We start from the raw sequence: 20,046 nt of genomic DNA, 5'->3' as shown, positions 1-20,046 counted from the left end.
GATCATCTTGAATTGACTTTAAGTTTTCTAAGTTTCCTGCATAAGTTAACTTATCTAAATTAATTATTCTTATATCTTCATATTTTTTTAACATGTATAATACAAAGTTTGAGCCTATAAATCCAGCCCCACCAGTTACTAAGTAAGTTTTCATATTTAAATTCTCCTTGTATCTCCAAATTTTAAGTTTATCGATAATTTACTAATTTATTTTTCAACGTTATCCATGAAAGTTTTTAAAGCTTCTTTCCAGTCTCTCATTTCATCACCAACAGTGCATCTAAGCATCATATTATCAAGTGATGAATATGCTGGTCTATCAGCTGAATTAGGATACATACTCTTATATTCTGCTGAAGTACATGGATTTACTTTGAAATTTCTTCCTGAAAGCTTCATTATTTCTGTTGCAAAATCATACCAACTACATTCACCTTTTCCTGTACAATGGTATATTCCATACTCTTCTGTTTCTATAAGTTTTAATATGTGATATGCTAAGTCATTTGCATGTGTAGGATTTCCAAGCTGATCATTTACAACACTTAAAGTATCTCTATCTTTTCCTAACTTCATCATTGTATAAACAAAGTTATGTCCTACATATCCATAAAGCCAAGCTGTTCTAACTATATAGTACTTTGATGAAAACTCTCTTACAAACTCTTCACCTAAAAGCTTAGTTTTTCCGTAAGAACTTACTGGAGCAACTATGTCTGATTCATTTAATGGTGTATCTCCAACACCTCTAAATACATAGTCAGTTGAAACTTGAACTATTTTAGCTCCTATTTCTTCACAAACCATAGCTAAATTTCTAGGACCTAAAGCATTTATTTTAAAAGCTAAATCTTTATTTGCTTCACATCCATCAACATTTGTTGCCGCTGCACAGTTTATAACTACATCTGGCTTTACTTCCTTTAAAACAGTTTTTACTTGTTCTAAATTAGTTATATCTAACTTATCTACATCTACAGCAAAAACTTCTGAATTTTTAATTTTTTCTGAAACTGCTCCAATCTCAGCAGTTCCTGTCGCTATTATTTTTTGAAGTTCATTTCCTAATTGCCCATTTGAACCAGTTATTAATATTTTCATGCGATAACCTCCACTACATTCAGTTTATCCAATAACAATCATAGCACTTGATTTTTTATATGAAACTCCTTCTCCTAACGTCGAATAAGTAAGTTCGAATTGCAAAATCAAAGATTTTGATTCTTACTTATAAACAAACGGTAAATCTAGCTCTTTAAATGTTTTTTGATTTTTATCCTTTTCTGAAAGTAAAACTTCTTCAATCCCATCTAATGGCCACTCTACAGCAACATCTTCATCGTTCCATAAAAGTCCACCATCATGTTCTGGTGAATAGAAATCTGTACATTTATAGTTAAATGTTGCAGTTTCAGATAAAACTACAAATCCATGTGCAAAACCTTCTGGTACATAGAATTGTCTCTTATTTTCTGCACTTAAGTATACACCTTCCCATTGTCCATATGTAGGTGAACCCTTTCTTAAGTCAACAGCAACATCCCACACTTCCCCCTCTGTACATCTTACAAGTTTTCCTTGTGTATGCTGAGTTTGGAAGTGTAATCCTCTTAAAACACCCTTTTTAGATCTTGATTCATTATCTTGTACAAAAGTCATAGTTAATCCTGCAGCATCAAAATGTTGCTTATTATAACTTTCCATGAAATATCCTCTAGCATCTCCGAATACCCTTGGCTCAACTATGTATAAGTCAGGTATTTTAGTTTCTATAAATTTAAAATTTCCTACTTCAACCATCTCTTTACTCCTCAATTATATCTATTAAATATTTTCCATACTCTGTTTTCATTAAAGGTCCAGCTAATTCCCTAACTTTATCCTTTGAAATCCATCCTTGTCTATAAGCAATTTCTTCTAAACAAGCTATAAATGTTCCTTGAGTAGTTTGTACTGCTTCAACAAAATTAGATGCTTTTAACATTGATACGTGAGTTCCTGTATCAAGCCAAGCCATTCCTCTACCTAATAAGTCTACTTTTAAAGTTCCTTCTTCCATGTAAACTTTATTTAAATCAGTTATTTCTAATTCTCCTCTTGCTGATGGTTTTAATGCCTTTGCTTTTTCTACTACTGAGTTATCATAGAAATAAAGACCTGGCACTGCATATTTTGATTTTGGTTTTTCTGGCTTTTCTTCTAATGAAGTTACTTTACCATCTGCATCAAATCCAACTACTCCAAAGGCTCTTGGATCTTGAACATAGTATCCAAATACCATTGCTCCCTTTTCTAATTGTGCTGCTTCCTTTAAATGTGAACTAAAGTTTTGACCATAGAATATATTATCCCCTAATATCATTGCTACATTATCATCACCAATAAATTCTTCACCTATAATAAATGCTTCTGCTAATCCATTTGGTTGCTCTTGAATTGCATATTCAATGTTTAGACCATATTCTGAACCATCTTTAAATAACTCTTTAAAGTTAACTATGTCTCTAGGTGTTGATATTATTAAAATATCTCTTATCCCAGCTAACATTAATACTGACATTGGATAGTAAATCATTGGTTTATCATATATTGGAACCATTTGTTTTGACATTGCCTTTGTTACTGGATAAAGTCTTGTTCCTGATCCACCTGCTAAAATAATACCTTTCATAACAAATACCTCACTTTTTATTTTTTGTAAATTTCATACCTATAAATCTTGCTCCGAAATTAATTATTGCGTCTACAATGATTAATGTTTTTTTATCTTGTATACTTCGCTTTGCTATATATTTAAGAACAGTAAGTCCACGTTCTCCTGCACTATACTCTTTTAAATATTGATTCTCATCAAAGAATTTTCCAATATCCTCATATCTTTTTAAGGTTTCCTTGAAAGATAAATCATGAGAATGAATTATTTTGGAGTCTGCTGCATATTCAATTCTATATCCATTCATAATAAGCTTATATGCAAAATACATATCCTCATTAGTAGGTAAATTTTTATTATCATATCCATTTAACTTTATAAATATCTCTTTAGAAATAGCACTTGATGCATCAGAAAAGAAGAATGTCATAAGTCCTAACCTATCAATATCCTCTTTACTAACTATCCTTTTTTCAGCTGGATAATTTATTTCTCTAGTATATCTTTCAACTTTATGTTCTTCATAACCTATTTGTCTACTAAAAGCAGCTTCACATTTGCCATCAATTATATCCTTCGTTAAATGATATAACCAATATTCATCAACTATTTTTATATCCTGAGTTATAAATACTAATATCTCACCCTTAGCTTCAAATGCAGCATTTTCTCTTACTAAACTATGTGAAAACTCTTGTTTTGAAATCTTTTTATAATTACACTTCAAATCTTTTAATTTATCTTCTGTGTTATCACTGGATTCAGTTAAAATAAACTTTATCTCTTCAATGCAAACATCCTTTTGCTTTTTTATATTAAAATACAAATCTTCTATATAACCTTCAGCATTATAAAGAGGACATATTATGGATATTTTCATCTATTTTTCCTCCAACTTCAAATGTGTTAAATTGCACCTTCACCTTTAATTACAGACCCAAATGTCTTAAAAATTATTTTTAAATCTAACCACAAGCTTCTATTATCTATATAATACATATCCATTTTAATTCTTTCCTCATAGGTAGTATCACTTCTTCCATTAGCTTGCCAGTACCCTGTAAGTCCTGGAACAACCGAAAACAATTTAGGTGCATATTCATCATAAAGTGCTACCTCTTTTTCAACTATTGGTCTAGGCCCAACTATACTCATAGTACCATTTAATATGTTTATTAATTGTGGTAATTCATCTATACTTGTTCTTCTTAAAAAATCTCCAATCTTAGTAATTCTAGGATCATTTTCTAACTTAAAGTTTTTATAAAACTCTTCTTTTTGTTCCTCTGTAAAATTATCAAATATCTCTTGAGAATTTTGATACATAGTTCTAAATTTATAAACCTTTATATCTTTGCCACCAATTCCTTTTCTAGTGTGTCCAAATATTATTGGACCTTTCGAGTCTAACTTTATAGCTATTGCAACAATAAGGAAAACCGGACTCAGCAGTATTAGACCTATTAAGGACCCTATTATATCTATTAATCTTTTTATAAATAAATATAGTCTTAATCCTTTTTTCTCATCTCCTATATCATTAACTCTAAAATCAGTCATATTATCACACTCCATACGAATCTCCGTTAATACTCCCTTATATTTATTATTATCAAATTTTATCATAATTACTATAACTAAAAATCAATATTTAAAATTAATCCAAGTATATTTCACTTAATATCCTTAAAGCATAGTAATATTTTCTACACTCTTCTTATATATTATTTCACATACTCACATTTTTTCTACAATTTTCAAGATTTTCATTGATATTATACCTTAAATTTAGATTAATTTCTAATTATAGTCATACATAAAGTAAATCTTACTATTTAATAATATCAATGTCAATATAAAAGGTGCACTATAACATGCACCTTAAGTAAATCTTAATAATTTGTCTATTAAAATTTAAAATTTCTCATCATATACTTGTATTAAATAAACTTCCATGACTAATACAAAGAATACTGATAAACCTGCAATATAAGGATTAGTAATTGATGATGCTAAAATTGACATAGTTCCTATTGTCCATCCAACTAACATTTGTTCATCTCTTTCTTTTAATCCTTTCTTAAATAGAATTAATAATAATTTAACAAAATTGTATACTAAGTATCCAAAGAATATTAATACACCAATTATTCCTGTTTTAAATACTAGCTCTACATAATATAATTCAAAACTACTACTATTAACACTTTGTAGACCATTTTCCTCCATATATTGAGGATATTCATAAATGTGAGCACCAAATCCCCATCCTAAAACTGGTTTTTCTTTTATCTTATCAACTAAAAATCTAAGTTGAATTGCTCTAACCTTGTTAGATTCATCATTTTCAAAATCACCAATAGACTCAATTCTATCCTTTATACTTCCTGATGATTCCGGTAAGTTTTGATCAGGAGATACAGGAACTATAGTCTTAGGTATTATAACAGCAACTAAAATTAAAGGTATTATAGCAATTAAAATATTCTTTATAGTTAAGTTATATTTTCTAACTCTCCATAAATAATAAGCAAATGATAATACTACTACCCCTACTGTTCCAAGCCAAAAACCTCTTGTATTTGATACATATATTCCAATTAAAAGAAGTGCTAATTTTACTATACCAGCTATATTTCTATCTTTATTAAATAATTTAATAAACATAATGGCTACCGCAAGTTGCATGAAAATACCATTATATAAATATACTCTAGCATAATTATTAGATAATACTAATCCACTTATAAGTCCATACTGTAACTTAGTATTTAAATTATTATAAGCTACAATTATTTCTAAATTATTAGGTAAATAAATTCTACTTACAAAAAATAATACAATAGTCATAACTGCAACTATAACTGCACAATTTACAAATATATTTAATATTTTATCAATATTTTCACTTCTACCTTTTATATAAACTATTAAAAGTAATATATATAATATTCCTAGAAATGAATTTACATCTGAAAATACATCCCCAAAACTATTTCCATTAACTAATCCAATAATACTACCATAACCTATGTATATACATACTATAATAATAGGAACCAAAAACTTCTTTTCAATTCTTATTTTTTCCCTAAAAATCATATATACAGAGAAAAGTATACCTATAGCAAATAATCCCTTTCTAATTGGAAGTCCTAATACATGACCAAGTCCTCCCAATACAAACTCAATAAAAATTAAAGCTGTAACTATATTAAAAATACTTCTTATAGTGTCTTTTTTACCTTCCATTTTCTTTACTCCAACCTATATATTATTTTTGAATTCACCAAATATATTATTTTTATAATCTTTTATTCCCTTTTTAATATATTTAAATTTCTCAATTTTCTTATCTTCAAATAAAATAATCTTTAAATTTTCAGTAATAAACCTTCTTTTATCAGTTAATACCCATCCTGGGAAATCTTTTTTATATTTATCCCAAATATAATGTCGATTTCTACTCATATAATACCTTCTTAATGGACTATGATTAGTAGGTATCATTTTTAATCCTAATACATTTTTCTTTACACTTTCTCCTAGATTATGTATTAAAACAGCAGAATTAACTTGTATTATTTTAAATCCTTTCCTATTTAAAGATAAACAGTAATCATGATCAACTAAATCAATAAATAGCTTTTCATCATATAAACCAACATCCTTATATATCTTAGCTTTAGTTAATGCCCCTGAAGTAATTTCTGTTAATACTTCTCTATATGGCTTTGAAAGCTTTTCTTCATTACTAATAACACTATTATTTTGATATTCTTTTTCTTCAACATGTACTGGTACAAGCATTGCTACTTTTTCCTTTAAATCTTTATCAAAGTTTTCATAGCATTTTAACATATTTTCAATCATATCATCGGTAACTATACTATCATGATCTAAAGTTAATACCCAGTCATATCCCTTTTCAATAGAATACTTTATTCCTTTATTTAAGGCATATGCAATTCCCTTATTTTTTTCTAAATATATAATAGTTATCTTCTTTTCTAACTCTTTTAACATACTAATTGTTTCAGGCTTAGATCCATTATCAACTATTATAATTTCATCAACTTTTCCTTTAAGCTTATTAATACGATTTTTAAAATTATTTTCTACATTATAAGTTATAATAACCGCTGCTACACTATTCAATATTATCCCTCCATGATTATAAATCAAATAGTTTGTATATCTCTTCATTAGATATATTTATATTTTTTAATATTTGTTTTCTTTTTACTTCCATTAAAGATCTCTTAGCTTTTATTTCTTTAATATACTTTAAGCATTTCCAATCAAATATCATAAAAAATACAATATATTTCATTGCCCCTATATATATTTTAATCTTATCTTTTTCAAATGCATAACTTGTTTCATTTTTTATAATCATTAAGTAGTGATTTCTAAAGGAAATACCTTTTAAAAATTCTGACTGACTTCTTCTATTTTTTATAGTATTTATTATTCCTTTACTACTATTCATTCCTCTTCCATGATAGGCAATTGCATCATGTACATAATAGCATTTAAAACCATACAGATTTAATCTCCAACAAATATCTATATCCTCTTTATAAGCAAAAAAGTCATTGTCAAAATATTCTCCATTAATTTTTATTTTTTCTAATGCTTCTCTCTTAAAAACTGCAGCTGCCCCACAAACTCCAAATACTCTTCTATCTTCTTCATATTTGCCTTCATCAACTTCATTTTGTCCTATATCTATTCCTTGTCTATAATGGTTAAATGCTATCCCTACAGAATCTATTACATTTAACTTTTCATCAGTGTCAAAATCATATTTAAGTAGTTTTCCAGTTACTGCTCCTATTGTAGTATCCTCTTCAAACTTCTTAATGCAGTTTTCTATATAATTCTCACCAAATACAATATCAGGATTGGCTATTATTACATAGTCACCCTTTGATAACTCAATACCTTTGTTAGCTCCACCAGCATATCCAGTATTTTTATTTTTATATAATATAACATCATTTTTAAAGTTGTCTTCAATTATTTTTACAGAACTATCAGTAGAATCATTATCAATAATTATTACTTCTATATTTTTATAGTTTTGCTCCAATAATGATTTTATACATTTATATAAGTATTTTTCTCCATTCCAATTAACTATGGCTACAGAAATTAACTTTTCCATATATAAACTTCTCTCTTCCTACATAAATATTTTATATTGATTTATTATGGTTAATATTTTTCCTACATGTATAATAGTTAACTTTTTGTTTTTTTAAGCTTACCTTTTACTAAATCAAAAGAGCTCTTAATCATCTTATCTCTAAATATTACCAAAACTCCAAAATACACTACTACACCAATTACTATTTGTCTTGCTAATATTATAAAGTTTCTTTGGGTTCCTTCTCCCATAAGAGAAACTATAATAAACATAATTATTCCAGCAATCCAATATTTATATGTTTCCTTAATCCAAGAAATATCTACTATTTCTCTAGAATACCATAACTGAATTAATGCAATGACAGATTCTGCTGATAATGTTGCAATTACTGCTCCTAGAGCTGAATACTTAGGTATTAATATTAAATTAAGAATAAAATTAACAGCAGCTCCAACACAAACTGAAATAGTATATTCTTTATTTTTTCCTACAGCTATCATATATTGAGTTCCAAAAACATTTCCTAATCCAATTACTATTATCATAACAGAAGATATTTTTAGTAAAGGAATTACGCTAAGATATTCATATCCAAAGAACATAGGAATAAATCTATTACTTACTCCCATTATTCCAAAAGCAATTGGTACTGCTAAAAAGCTTATAACAGTGAAAGATTTTCTAAGGGTATCTTTTACTAAATCATGCTGATTTTTACTAGTTAAACTAGCTATTCTAGGCATCATTACCGTTCCTAAAGAAGTAAGTATCGTAAGTAATATTCTAACTATCTTTTGCGATTGATCATAATATCCTACTTCTACTGTAGGTGAAAATACACCTAACATAGTCTTATCTAAAACAGTATAAATCTGAGTTGCAACTTGTGGTATAAAAAGAGCTAAAACAGGCATCATATGCTTCTTTAATTTTAACTTTTCTAAATTTTTAAAAGAGAAGGTACTCTTATCCACGTATATCCACATTACACATTGACCAACAAACATAGTAAAACTATTTATAAATATATATTGCCACAAATCACCGCTATCTTTTACAAAAATAAATATTAAAACTACTGATATTAACTTAACAAAAAAACTTCTTATTGATGCATTTTTGAAATCCTCTATTCCTATAAAATACCAAGATATATCTATAGCATTAGATAGTATAAAGAAACCTTGTAGCATATAATATATTCCTAATGAACTATTAAGACCTAAAACTAATACAAAGATAACATAAGAAATCATACAACCAATAAATTGTATAGAAAATATCTCCCAAAAAGTTTGTCTTAACTTTTTTCGCTCTTCTCTAACTGTTGCAATTTTTTTTGTAGCATACATAGTTATACCTAATGTTCCAAGTAGCATAAAGTATTGAGTATTTGCATTAGTTAAACTATTAGTCCCAACACCATGTGGTCCTAAAACTCTAGATACATATGGCATAGTTATTAAAGGTAATAAAATAGCAGTAATTTGATATATCAAATTATACAAATAATTTGTTTTAACACTTCTCGCCATACTATTCTCCCTTTCTTTCACTTATTCTATCTAAAATTTCAATAAATTCATCTGTAGTTTTTTCCCAGCTTAATTCTTTTAAGAATTCCATAGAATTTTTGCTCATTTCTTTTAACTTGCTAGGATTATTAATAGCTTCCTTAACTTGTTTATAAAAATCATTATAATCAAACGAAGTTACAATAGCTGTATTCTCAGGGAAGAAGTACTCAAAAGTTCCTTCCTTAAACTCTATTACAGGTAATCCTGTAGCTAACATTTCATATGGTACTAGCGAAATATTTGTTAATGATGCAACCAGTCCAAAATCTGAAGTATTATATAAGTTTAGTAATTCACTTTTATTTAATTTTCCTATATTTTCTCCACCTTCACATTTGAAGTTTTTATTTTCACCATAATATTTAATATTTAAAGTAATTCCCTCTTTACTAAAATCATTTTTTAACTTTGTAAGTAAATATTGAATTAAATAAGGTGCTCTTTTACCAACATCCTTAATATACACAGCAAAATTAAACTCTTTTTTACCTTTATAAGAGTCAAAATTTCTTTCTTGTGCAAAATATTCCTTACCCTCATAAGGGAAAGTAATATATTCTAATTCTGAATTTACTATACACTCTTTTTCTATCATATGTTTATTCCACTTACCTAAACTAACCATATGATATCCAACCTCATAGCTTTTTTGAGCCATAATATAGCTCTCTCCATATAAATTGAAATATGGCTCATAGTCTTGAATAAAATACATCTTATATCCACTCATTTTCCTTGAATAATATACAGATTCCCATGACGTAGCAATTACTATATCACTTTTTACTTTTGTAATATCATATCCAAGAATATTTCCTTTATAATTAGTTAAATTTATTTCTGCATTTTTCTTCATATCTTCTATATTTTGAGGTGCAAAAGAAACATATCCTACATCATAACCTCTCTTGCTTAACTCTGTACCTAATCTTAATATAGATGTATGACCTCCACTAAAGGCAGGCATTCCTGGTATAACAAATGTTATACTTTTTATTTCCTTTGGTACGATATTTACAATTGGAGTAAAATCTACTTCCTCTAACAAGCTATTTATATATCTTTTAAAATTACTCTGATCCCTTAAATAAATAACTTTTCTCATTGCTTTTACTATTTTTCTCACAATAATGCCTCCTTATTGGACCTTCCAATATTCAATTTTTTTACTTTCCTTTAAACCGTCATTTAATCCCTTTACTGCAGACTTTACAGCATTAAAATTATTAATATTCTTTACAACAGTTTTTAGAAATCTTATATAATATTCCTTCTTATGCTTTTTATAATCTTCAATACTTTGATTTCTTTTAGTATACATAAATAAATTTCTTGTTAAATAGTATTCTTTAAATCCAGTTGTCTTTCCACCAGTTGCTGAATGCATATGATATACAATACTATCCCTTAATAACTTAGCTTTAAATCCTGCTGATTTAAGTCTTAATGATAAATCAACATCCTCAAAATATGCAAAAAAATTACTATCAAAGTAATTATCATTATCTAATTTTACTGCTTCTAATGACTTTGTTGAATAAATGGCTGCTCCTGCACAAACCCCTTCTATACTTATATTATTCTTACTTAATATATCTGCAACACTCTCCTTAAATCCTACCTGTAGTGGAATTAAGTCCTCTTTAAAATTTAGTCCAGCTGCATCACACACATCTTTATTGAAATAATTTATCATAAATAACTGAAATACATCAAAATCTTTATTATTTTCTATGCCATTCATAGCATTTTTTAAAGACTCTTTAGGAACCTCAACATCATTATTTAATGTTAGAATATAATCGCACCCATCTTTAATTGCCTTTTTTATCCCAATATTATTTGCTGGCGCAAAACCACTATTATAACTCATTTCTGTTAAATCTATCTTTAATTTTTCATTATAACTTTTAATTATTTCTTTAGAGTTATCTTTAGAATCATTATCAACTATGTATACCTTAAAATCTTTAAAAGATTGATTTTCTAAACTTTCAAGGCATTTATCAATTAGCTTTTCGCCATTCCAATTAGCAATTACTATCCCAAGCATATTTACTTCTCCTTCTAATTACTCTATTTTAGTTTGCCTCTAATACCTTTTTTATAATCTTTATATCCCTTGAAAACCATCTTTATTTTGTTTACCTTATCTTTTTCACCTAAAATAATTTTTACAAATTCTTTTTTAAATAAACTTTTGTCTCTATTTAAAGTAAAACTATTTAAATCCTTATACTTTTCCCAAGTATAAAATCTATTTCTTGTCATATAATATCTTCTTAAAGCTGAATGATTAGATGTGTTAAATTTTCCAAAAATACTTTTTACTGATTGGCTTTCTCCTAAACTATGATAAAGAATTGCATCCCTTACCTTTATCATTTTAATATTTTTTTCATTTAATCTCATGCAAAAGTCAGTATCAACTAGATCTATAAATAGACTATCATCAAAAAATCCTACCTTATCAAAAACTTCTGCTCTTAATAAATTTCCTGAAGTTATATCTGCATCAACGTATTCATAAGTATCCATATCTGAATTTTCTTCAATAGACTGAACTCTCTCATCTACAAAATTAGGGAAAATACTTAATATGTCCTTTCTTTCTTTTTCATCTATGCCATTATATACTTCAAGCATCTTTTCAACCATGTTTTTACTTACCTTGCTATCTTGGTCCATAGTTAATATCCACTTATATCCTTGCTTTAAAGCTGATCTAACACCTATATTTAAAGCAGTAGCAATACCTAGATTTTCTTCATTAAATATAATTTCTATCTTTTCCTTATCTATATCTCTAATTAACTTTATATTTTTTTTCTTTTCTGACTCAGAACCATTATCCACAATTATTATTCTTTCAACTTGATTTATTAACAGATTTATACTGTCTAATAAATTATTATCTGGATTATACGAAACTATAATCGCTGCAACTTTACACATAACACCTTCTCCTCACTATTGTAATTATTCTCCTTATAAAATGAAATTTATAAAAAACATCGCATTTATCGTATCATTTCTCATAAATTCTTCTTTTAAGTATAGTGGTATTTTGTCTAATCCTAGTAATTATAGCATATAATGAAATCCATTTGAATTTTTTTATAAATTCCTCACATTTATTTCATATTTCGTTATTCTTTTTTTATTTTATCTTTTGTATAATTAATATGAATGCTTTATTTAAGGAGGTAAAAATGAATACTAACAAAAAAAAACTTTTTGAATATTTAATTTATCCAATTTCAATATTAATACTTGTATCTTTATTATTAGCATTTGTAGTTGACAGTATTAGTAGAGGATCTATTTCAGAAAGTATAAATTTCATTTCAAATAAAGGCATTACATTTCTATTTAATGCTTTAATTATTTTACTAACATTATCTATAACATTATTAACTAAAAGAAAAATGTTTTGTTATTCTATTATATCTGCTATATGGATAATTGCAGCAACAGCTAACAACATAGTATTAAACTTACGCGGAACTCCTCTTACTGGAAGTGACTTAAAATTAATAAAAAGTGGACTTAAATTAATAAATAACTATATGTCTAAAGAAGAAATTTTAGCTATATTGGCACTTTTATTTTTTATATTAATTTTACTAGTTTTTATTTTTATATTTGCTCCTAAAACAAAATTTAAAATTAATTACTTTTTATCCATTGGACTAATTTTTCTAATCTTTATAGTTTATAAAGGATGTAACTCTTTAGCTTTAAGTAGTTCTATAATTTCTAATAATTTTTGGGACTTAGATGCTGTCTATAAAGAAAATGGCTTTACATATTGTTTTAGTACAACCCTTCTTAATAATGGAGTATCTCAACCTGAAAACTATTCACAAGATTCTATTGAATCAATAGTTTATTCTTTAGAAGACTCTAAAACTACTTCTAATGCGTTATCTTCAGATATTGCATATTCATCAGATGAAAAACTACCTAACATTATTATGGTTCAGTTAGAATCTTTCTTTGACCCACTTTTAATTGACGGTATAGAATTTGATGTAGATCCAATAGCTAACTTTAGAAAATTAAAAGAAAATTACAGCTCTGGTACTTTTTCAGTTTCAAGTATTGGTGGCGGAACTGCTAATACTGAATTTGAAGTTTTAACAGGCCTTAACTTAGACTTTTTTGCTCCAGGAGAATATCCCTATAATACAACAGTAAATACTAAAACTTCTGAATCTATAAATTATGCATTAAAGGAATCAAATTATTCTACTCATGCAATACATAATCATGAGGGTAATTTTTATAATCGTAATACTGTATATTCAAACTTAGGTTTTGATACATTTACTTCATCAGAATATATGCTTATTAATGAAAGAACTCCTTTAGGATGGGCAAAAGATAGTTTTTTAATTGAGCCTATTTTAGATTTATTGACTTCAACAGAAAATCAAGATTTCATTTACACTATTTCAGTTCAAGGTCATGGAAGCTATCCTAACGATGAAATTGAAGATGAAAAAAATGTAAACATTACCAACATAAAGGATGATACCTTTGCAAATTCAATTGAGTATTATGCTAATCAAATATATGAAATGGATCTATTTATAGAAGATCTTATAAATGCTGTGAATTCTTTAAATGAAGCAACAGTCATTGTTTTCTTTGGCGATCATCAACCTAATTTAAATCTTTCAATTGATGATTTATTAAATAAAAATTTATATGAAACTGAATATGTAATTTGGGATAATATTGGATTAGCAAAAAATGATTTAGATTTAGAAGCTTATCAACTAACATCAAAAGTTTTATATGATTTAGGAATGGATAACGGTATAGTAACTAAATTACATCAAGATTATCTATTGGGAGGCAAAGATTCATCTTATAAAGACGAGGAACAATATCTTGATGCTTTAAAATCTATTGAATATGATATACTTTCTGGAAACGAATATCTTTACGATTATATATCTAAACCACTTGCTACAAATCTTAAATTTGGCTCAAAAGATATAGTTTTATCTAATATATATATTGAAAATGGAAAACTTTTTGCTGAGGGTGAAAACTTTACCTATAACTCTATTTTCTTAATAGATGGAAACTTTGCTACTACAGAATTTATATCACCTAATAAGATAAGCTGTGATGCTAGCTCTATAAAAGCTGAAGGTTCAAACGTCTTTATCGGGCAAATGTCTGGTGGGGCTCAAGTTCTATCTGCAACACAAACTTTATCAATAACACCGTAAAGCTAATTTACGAAGTAATTTAAATTTATCTTCGCTAGTTTAAATAAATTAAACTAGCGAAGTACTATTCAAAACTTATTTTTTACATATATTTTATTATAACTCACCTTATAGCATCTCCCCTAACCCCTGATATTATATAAATTTAACATTTCCGTATAATTTTTAACGTTGTATGTATTGATTCTAAATACTATAATGTATATTAGAATATATTTATAATGGGTGGAAAAATGATTAAAAAATTTATTAATAAACAAAATATTTTAAATGTGGTGCTATTTGCACTATATACTTTAATTTTAGTCTTTGTAATGGAATTGTTTTCGAGAGGAAATATTGAAGCTACTTATAGTTTCTTTAGGCACTCCTTTAAAATCTTCCTATACAACTCACTAATAGTTGCAGCTACTTTAAGTCCTTGCTTCTTATTTAAAAGAAGATTATTTGCATTTAGTATAGTATCATTAATTTGGATTATTTTAGGTATTGCAAATAATATGATACTTACTTTTAGAGGAACTCCTTTAACATTTTCTGATTTTGGAATGATAAAAAGTGCTATAGAACTTAGTGATCAATATCTTTCAAAAAATGTAATGATAATAATTGCTTCATCACTTATAGCTTTAATTTTTATCTTATCTTTTATATTTATTAAATGTAAAAGAGTTGAAATCAAATATATTAAAAATATAAGCTTTATTGCACTGTTTTTAATGACAGTTCCTATGATGTTGAATTATGGAATAAAGTCAAATATACTTACTACAAACTTTTGGGATGTAAAGGGAGTATATGCTACTTATGGATTTTCTTATTCATTCTTAAATAGTGCTATTAATACAGGTGTTAAAAAACCTGATGGATACTCAAAGGATACTATATCTGATATAAAAGATGAATTAGCTTTATTAGCTGCTGAAAATTCTACTGCTTTAAGCGTGAATTCAAGCGTTGAAAATTTAGATATAGATGATGTTTCTGTAGCTAGTTCTGAAAATGAAAATAGTACATCATCAGTTAAACCTAATATAATACTGATTCAACTTGAATCATTTATAAATCCTAACTGGTTAACTAATGCTACATTTAATAAAAATCCAGTTAGTAATTTCGATTCATTGTCACAAGAATTTACTTCAGGTTTATTAGCTGTTCCTGCACTTGGAGGAGGTACTGCTAATACAGAATTTGAAGTTATTACTGGAATGTCTACAGATTTCTTTGGTGCAGGAGAGTTTCCTTATAATACTATAGCTTCTAAAAAAGCTATACCATCACTTGCTTACACTTTAAGAGACTTGGGATATAGTACTAATTCCCTTCATAATCATGAAGGTAAATTTTATTCAAGAGATGTAGTTTATAAAAATTTAGGTTTTGATAGCTTTACTCCAATTGAATGTATGAATGTTCCAGAGAGAACTGCTGTAGGTTGGGCAAAAGATAGTGTTTTAATAGATGAAATTTGTAACATAATTACATCTACAGATAATCCTGATTTAGTATTTGGTATTTCTGTTCAAGGCCATGGAAATTACCCTAATGATGAGTTAGAAGATAAAGAAATTTATATTACTAATGATTATTCTAAGAGTAATAAAAACAGCTTAGAATACTATATAAATCAAGTTTATGAAATGGACCAATTTGTGGGAGATCTCATCGAGGCTGTTAATAATTTAAATGAACCTACTGTAATTGCTTTTTATGGGGATCACTTCCCTGCTGTAGGAATAGAACAGAGCGAAGTTTCTATTAATACACTTAAATCAACACCTTATTTGATATGGGATAATATGAATTTGCCTAAAACAGATAAAGATATTGAAGCTTATAATCTTACTTCTTTAATATTAGATAAACTTTCATTAACAAATACAACATTAAGCATTCTTCATAATAGTGATCTTGATGATGAAACAAAGAAAAAATACCTTAATCAGCTAGAATATGACATGCTTTATGGTAAAAACTATACTTCTGAATATGAAGAGCTTGTTCCATCTAGTAATTATAAGATTGGCTTTAAAGATATAAGTATAGCTAGTGTTGAAGTCTATAATGAAGATAATATTTTAATTAAAGGTGAAAACTTTAATACTTATAGTAATGTTTATATTAATGATAAATATATTGAAAAAACTTTCATAGATAGCAATACTCTAGCTATTCCAAGGAGTTCATGTAAGGATGGTAATACTGTTCAAGTTCGTCAGCCTTCTGCTACAGGTTCAACTGTGTTTGCTTATTCAAATGAAGTAATTTTTAATCAATAATTAATACAGGGAATATATCATTATAAATCTTATAATGATACATTCCCTTATATTATTTATTTAAAGTTATAAAACTAAATCCATCTTATTTGACACCTATTTACAGTAAAGTTATAATTATAATCAAAATACATTTTTATACTATAACGAGGTGACAAATGAAAAATATCATAAGTAAATACGAAAATTTCTTCGATTCCTTTTTTGACTTTTTTGAAAAGTACTATTGGATATTCTTTATTATTCTTTCGTGCTTCATATCTTTTTTATGTTTTCATAATTTAGGTGTCAGTTTAGTCCAAGACTGGGACGAGGCTAGACATGGTGTTAGTGCATATGAAATGCTAAAAAATAACGAATATATTATTAATACATATAATTATTCTAATGATTATTGGAATCTAAAGCCACCACTAAGTTTTTTAGGGATTATTCTTTCTTTTAAAATATTAGGAGTTTCAGTATTCTCATTTAGATTTACTTCTGCTATTTCCCTATTACTTACAGCTATAATAGTATCAATTTTTATAAAAAATAGATATGGAAAATTAGAATCTTTAATTTTACTTGCAACATTCTCTTGCATATCTCCATTCTTCTTATCTCATATGGGTAGAAGTGGTGATGCTGATTCATTATTCATGTTGCTTTTTACATTAGCAATGCTTTATATGCTTAAAATTGATCAAAAAAAATATGCTCTTTATTTATGTGGCTTTTTCTTTAGTCTTGCTTTTTTAACTAAAAGCTGGCATGCCTTTGCAATCGTAGCTATAGGTGGACTTTATTTACTATTTACAGGATTAATAAAAAATATAAAATTTAAAGAATGGATATACTTTTTATTATCTTTCGTAATTCCTCTAGGTACTTGGGCATCATTAAGGTTAATAAAAGATGGTCCTAAATTCTTAATCGAAATGGTAAGATATGATTTACTTGAAAGAAGTAGTACCTCCTTAGAAGGTCATACAGGAACTGTTTGGTTTTACTTTGATTATTTATTTTTAAATAATAAATTCCTTATGGTCTTTATAATTACTATAATTCTTATTGGTATAGGTTTTTATAATAATAGATATTCAAGTAGAAAAAATGATGTTTTAGGATTTTTCCTATGGATAGCTATTCCATTTGCTTTATTTACAAAAGCAGAAACCAAAATTTTTTGGTACATAATACCTGTTCTTGTTCCATTAGCAATGCTTAGCTCTATATTCCTAGGTAAATTTATAAGAGAAAAAACAATTCCTGTTTTATTAAGAAGTGTACTAGTTATAATATTCTGTGCAACTATACTATTTTACGGTATAAATATGATTAAATCTGTTATTAATGTATCTGCTGATTCATATCAATACTTTATGCTAGATGATGTAAGTAGATATGATGAAATTAAAGGATTTGATGCTTATATTGACTTAGATGATAATGAAGGCAATTGGAGACAAAGTCAACTTTTCTTAGCTGAAATAAGTGCAGATCTTAAATGTCAATCTGGAGGATTAAATGCTTTCTTAGAGAGTACTAATCCATCTGTATTAATAATTAGTACAAATAATTTTAATGAAAATATATCACTTTTAAAAAATACTACCATTATTTATAATAACGATGAACTATATTTAATTTCAAAAAATTAATTTATTTAAATTATAAAAAGAGGATTCATATAGAATCCTCTTTTTATAATTATTTTCTACTAAAAACCCATAACTTGTTTATAAAATAATTAAGAATCATAACTATTCCTGTAGTAATAATTAATCCTATTATCTTACTTGACCCTAATATATCAACTAAGATATATAATATGCATGTATTTAATATTAACCCTATTATATTTAGTATAATAAATTTAAATGTAGTTTCTTTAATATTATCACCATTATATTTAAATACCCATTTAGAGTTCCATATATAACTATTTAATGTAGATAAACTATATGATATTATATTTGAAATTATGTAGTATACTCCTAAGCTATTTAACAAAATAAATATTATCCAGTTTATAGCCGTATTTAAAACCCCAACTAAACCAAATTTTATAAACCTAAATAAATCATCACTTAAAAATCTCATATTATAATACTCCTATAACTTACTTAGCTATTAATAAATTTATCAATTATAAACTTTGGTCTTGCTTTGCTTTCTATGTAAATTTTCCCTATATATTCTCCAATTACACCTAAGCATAAAAGTTGAATACCTCCCAACATCCATATAGATGTAACAACGGTTGTCCACCCTTGTATAGTTTTTCCTATTATCCATAATATTAAAAAATATAGTAATGCAATTAAACTAGATATAAACATAATTATTCCAACAATTAATATTAACCTTATAGGTTTGACACTAAATGATGTTATACCCTCAAGTGCAAATGACAACATTTTTTTCAATGGATACTTAGATTCTCCTGCAAATCTTTCGTTTCTTTCATATAAAACCACATCACTTTTATATCCTATTAGAGGAACTATACCTCTTAAAAACAAGTTAACTTCTTTAAAATCGGAAAGTGCTTCTAAGGCTCTCTTACTCATTAATCTATAATCTGCATGATTATAAACTATATCAACACCTAATGCTTTCATCACTTTATAAAATCCTTGCGCTGTAGTTCTTTTAAAGATAGTATCTGTCTTTCTTTCACTTCTAACACCATAAACTACATCACAACCATCATTAAATCTCTCTATAAACTTATCAATTACATTAATATCATCTTGCAAATCAGCATCTAGTGATATTGCCGCATCACAATAATCTTTAACAGTCATTAATCCTGATAATAGTGCATTTTGATGCCCTCTATTTCTTGATAACTTAACACCTGAAAAAATACTATCCTCTTTATTTAGCTCTTCAATAATGCTCCAAGTATTATCCTTACTTCCATCATCAATAAATGTTATTCTACTTTTAGCTGAAATTATCTTATCATCTATTAGATTATTTAATTTCTCTTTCAATCTTTTAGCTGTTTCAAATAAAACTTCTTCTTCATTATAACAGGGTATTACTAGATATACAGTCTTCATATTATAGCTCCTTTTATTACCTTTCACTAAAAATATAACCTTAAATCATTATATCAAAAATATAGTTTAATATCCATAAT

The 20,046-nt window shown here is 26.8% G+C and carries 18 protein-coding genes; 3 read left to right on the top strand and 15 right to left on the bottom strand.

The window, feature by feature from the left end; translation table 11 throughout:
* The 13 genes from EJJ37_RS09205 to EJJ37_RS09145 all read right to left on the bottom strand — a co-directional run.
* A partial coding sequence (locus tag EJJ37_RS09205; RefSeq protein WP_133014395.1) for a GDP-mannose 4,6-dehydratase occupies positions 1-154 on the bottom strand: 154 nt, incomplete at its 3' end.
* 53 nt (positions 155-207) lie between these two features.
* Positions 208-1,101 carry a dTDP-4-dehydrorhamnose reductase gene (gene rfbD / locus EJJ37_RS09200; protein WP_133015286.1) on the bottom strand — a complete coding sequence of 298 codons (894 nt, stop codon included), beginning with the start codon at positions 1,099-1,101 and terminating at the stop codon, positions 208-210.
* A gap of 123 nt (positions 1,102-1,224) precedes the next feature.
* On the bottom strand, positions 1,225-1,800 hold the full coding sequence (gene rfbC, locus EJJ37_RS09195; protein ID WP_133015285.1) for a dTDP-4-dehydrorhamnose 3,5-epimerase: 576 nt from the start codon (positions 1,798-1,800) through the stop codon (positions 1,225-1,227).
* 4 nt (positions 1,801-1,804) lie between these two features.
* A complete protein-coding gene (gene rfbA, locus EJJ37_RS09190) occupies positions 1,805-2,671 on the bottom strand; it encodes a glucose-1-phosphate thymidylyltransferase RfbA (RefSeq protein ID WP_133015284.1) in 867 nt (288 codons plus the stop codon).
* A 10-nt stretch (positions 2,672-2,681) separates the two neighbouring features.
* On the bottom strand, positions 2,682-3,533 hold the full coding sequence (locus EJJ37_RS09185) for a glycosyltransferase family 2 protein (protein ID WP_133015283.1): 852 nt from the start codon (positions 3,531-3,533) through the stop codon (positions 2,682-2,684).
* Between the two features lie 26 nt (positions 3,534-3,559).
* Positions 3,560-4,213, bottom strand: a complete 654-nt coding sequence (locus EJJ37_RS09180) for a sugar transferase (protein ID WP_133015282.1) — start codon at positions 4,211-4,213, stop codon at positions 3,560-3,562.
* Between the two features lie 354 nt (positions 4,214-4,567).
* Entirely contained in the window at positions 4,568-5,905 is a 1,338-nt protein-coding gene (locus tag EJJ37_RS09175; protein ID WP_133015281.1) for an O-antigen ligase family protein, read from the bottom strand.
* Between the two features lie 15 nt (positions 5,906-5,920).
* Entirely contained in the window at positions 5,921-6,811 is an 891-nt protein-coding gene (locus tag EJJ37_RS09170) for a glycosyltransferase family 2 protein (RefSeq protein ID WP_166484726.1), read from the bottom strand.
* Positions 6,812-6,827: 16 nt separating this feature from the next.
* Positions 6,828-7,823, bottom strand: a complete 996-nt coding sequence (locus EJJ37_RS09165) for a glycosyltransferase family 2 protein (RefSeq protein WP_133015279.1) — start codon at positions 7,821-7,823, stop codon at positions 6,828-6,830.
* Between the two features lie 77 nt (positions 7,824-7,900).
* A complete protein-coding gene (locus EJJ37_RS09160) occupies positions 7,901-9,343 on the bottom strand; it encodes a flippase (protein ID WP_133015278.1) in 1,443 nt (480 codons plus the stop codon).
* A 1-nt stretch (position 9,344) separates the two neighbouring features.
* Positions 9,345-10,511: a glycosyltransferase family protein gene (locus EJJ37_RS09155; protein WP_243124856.1), complete on the bottom strand. Its 1,167-nt coding sequence runs from the start codon at positions 10,509-10,511 to the stop codon at positions 9,345-9,347.
* 12 nt (positions 10,512-10,523) lie between these two features.
* Entirely contained in the window at positions 10,524-11,438 is a 915-nt protein-coding gene (locus EJJ37_RS09150; protein ID WP_133015277.1) for a glycosyltransferase family 2 protein, read from the bottom strand.
* Positions 11,439-11,461: 23 nt separating this feature from the next.
* Complete coding sequence (locus tag EJJ37_RS09145; protein ID WP_133015276.1) at positions 11,462-12,340, bottom strand: glycosyltransferase family 2 protein; 879 nt, start codon at positions 12,338-12,340, stop codon at positions 11,462-11,464.
* Between the two features lie 257 nt (positions 12,341-12,597).
* Here EJJ37_RS09145 and EJJ37_RS09140 point away from each other — a divergent pair, with 257 nt between their 5' ends.
* The 3 genes from EJJ37_RS09140 to EJJ37_RS09130 all read left to right on the top strand — a co-directional run bounded on the left by EJJ37_RS09140 (position 12,598) and on the right by EJJ37_RS09130 (position 18,556).
* Entirely contained in the window at positions 12,598-14,631 is a 2,034-nt protein-coding gene (locus EJJ37_RS09140; RefSeq protein WP_166484725.1) for an LTA synthase family protein, read from the top strand.
* Between the two features lie 233 nt (positions 14,632-14,864).
* Entirely contained in the window at positions 14,865-16,913 is a 2,049-nt protein-coding gene (locus EJJ37_RS09135) for an LTA synthase family protein (protein ID WP_166484724.1), read from the top strand.
* Positions 16,914-17,071: 158 nt separating this feature from the next.
* On the top strand, positions 17,072-18,556 hold the full coding sequence (locus tag EJJ37_RS09130) for an ArnT family glycosyltransferase (protein ID WP_133015273.1): 1,485 nt from the start codon (positions 17,072-17,074) through the stop codon (positions 18,554-18,556).
* 49 nt (positions 18,557-18,605) lie between these two features.
* Here the strand turns inward: EJJ37_RS09130 and EJJ37_RS09125 are convergent, their stop codons facing one another.
* A complete protein-coding gene (locus EJJ37_RS09125) occupies positions 18,606-18,998 on the bottom strand; it encodes a GtrA family protein (protein WP_133015272.1) in 393 nt (130 codons plus the stop codon).
* A gap of 23 nt (positions 18,999-19,021) precedes the next feature.
* The gene (locus EJJ37_RS09120) at positions 19,022-19,966 is read right to left on the bottom strand and encodes a glycosyltransferase family 2 protein (RefSeq protein WP_133015271.1); all 945 of its coding nucleotides are present in this window, start codon (positions 19,964-19,966) and stop codon (positions 19,022-19,024) included.
* Between the last annotated feature and the right edge of the window lie 80 nt (positions 19,967-20,046).

It is taken from the genome of Clostridium cuniculi (genome assembly GCF_004353185.1).
GTDB lineage: Bacteria > Bacillota > Clostridia > Clostridiales > Clostridiaceae > Clostridium > Clostridium cuniculi.
Note: the sequence above shows the minus strand (reverse complement) of the source record. Positions and strands in the feature narration are given on the sequence as shown.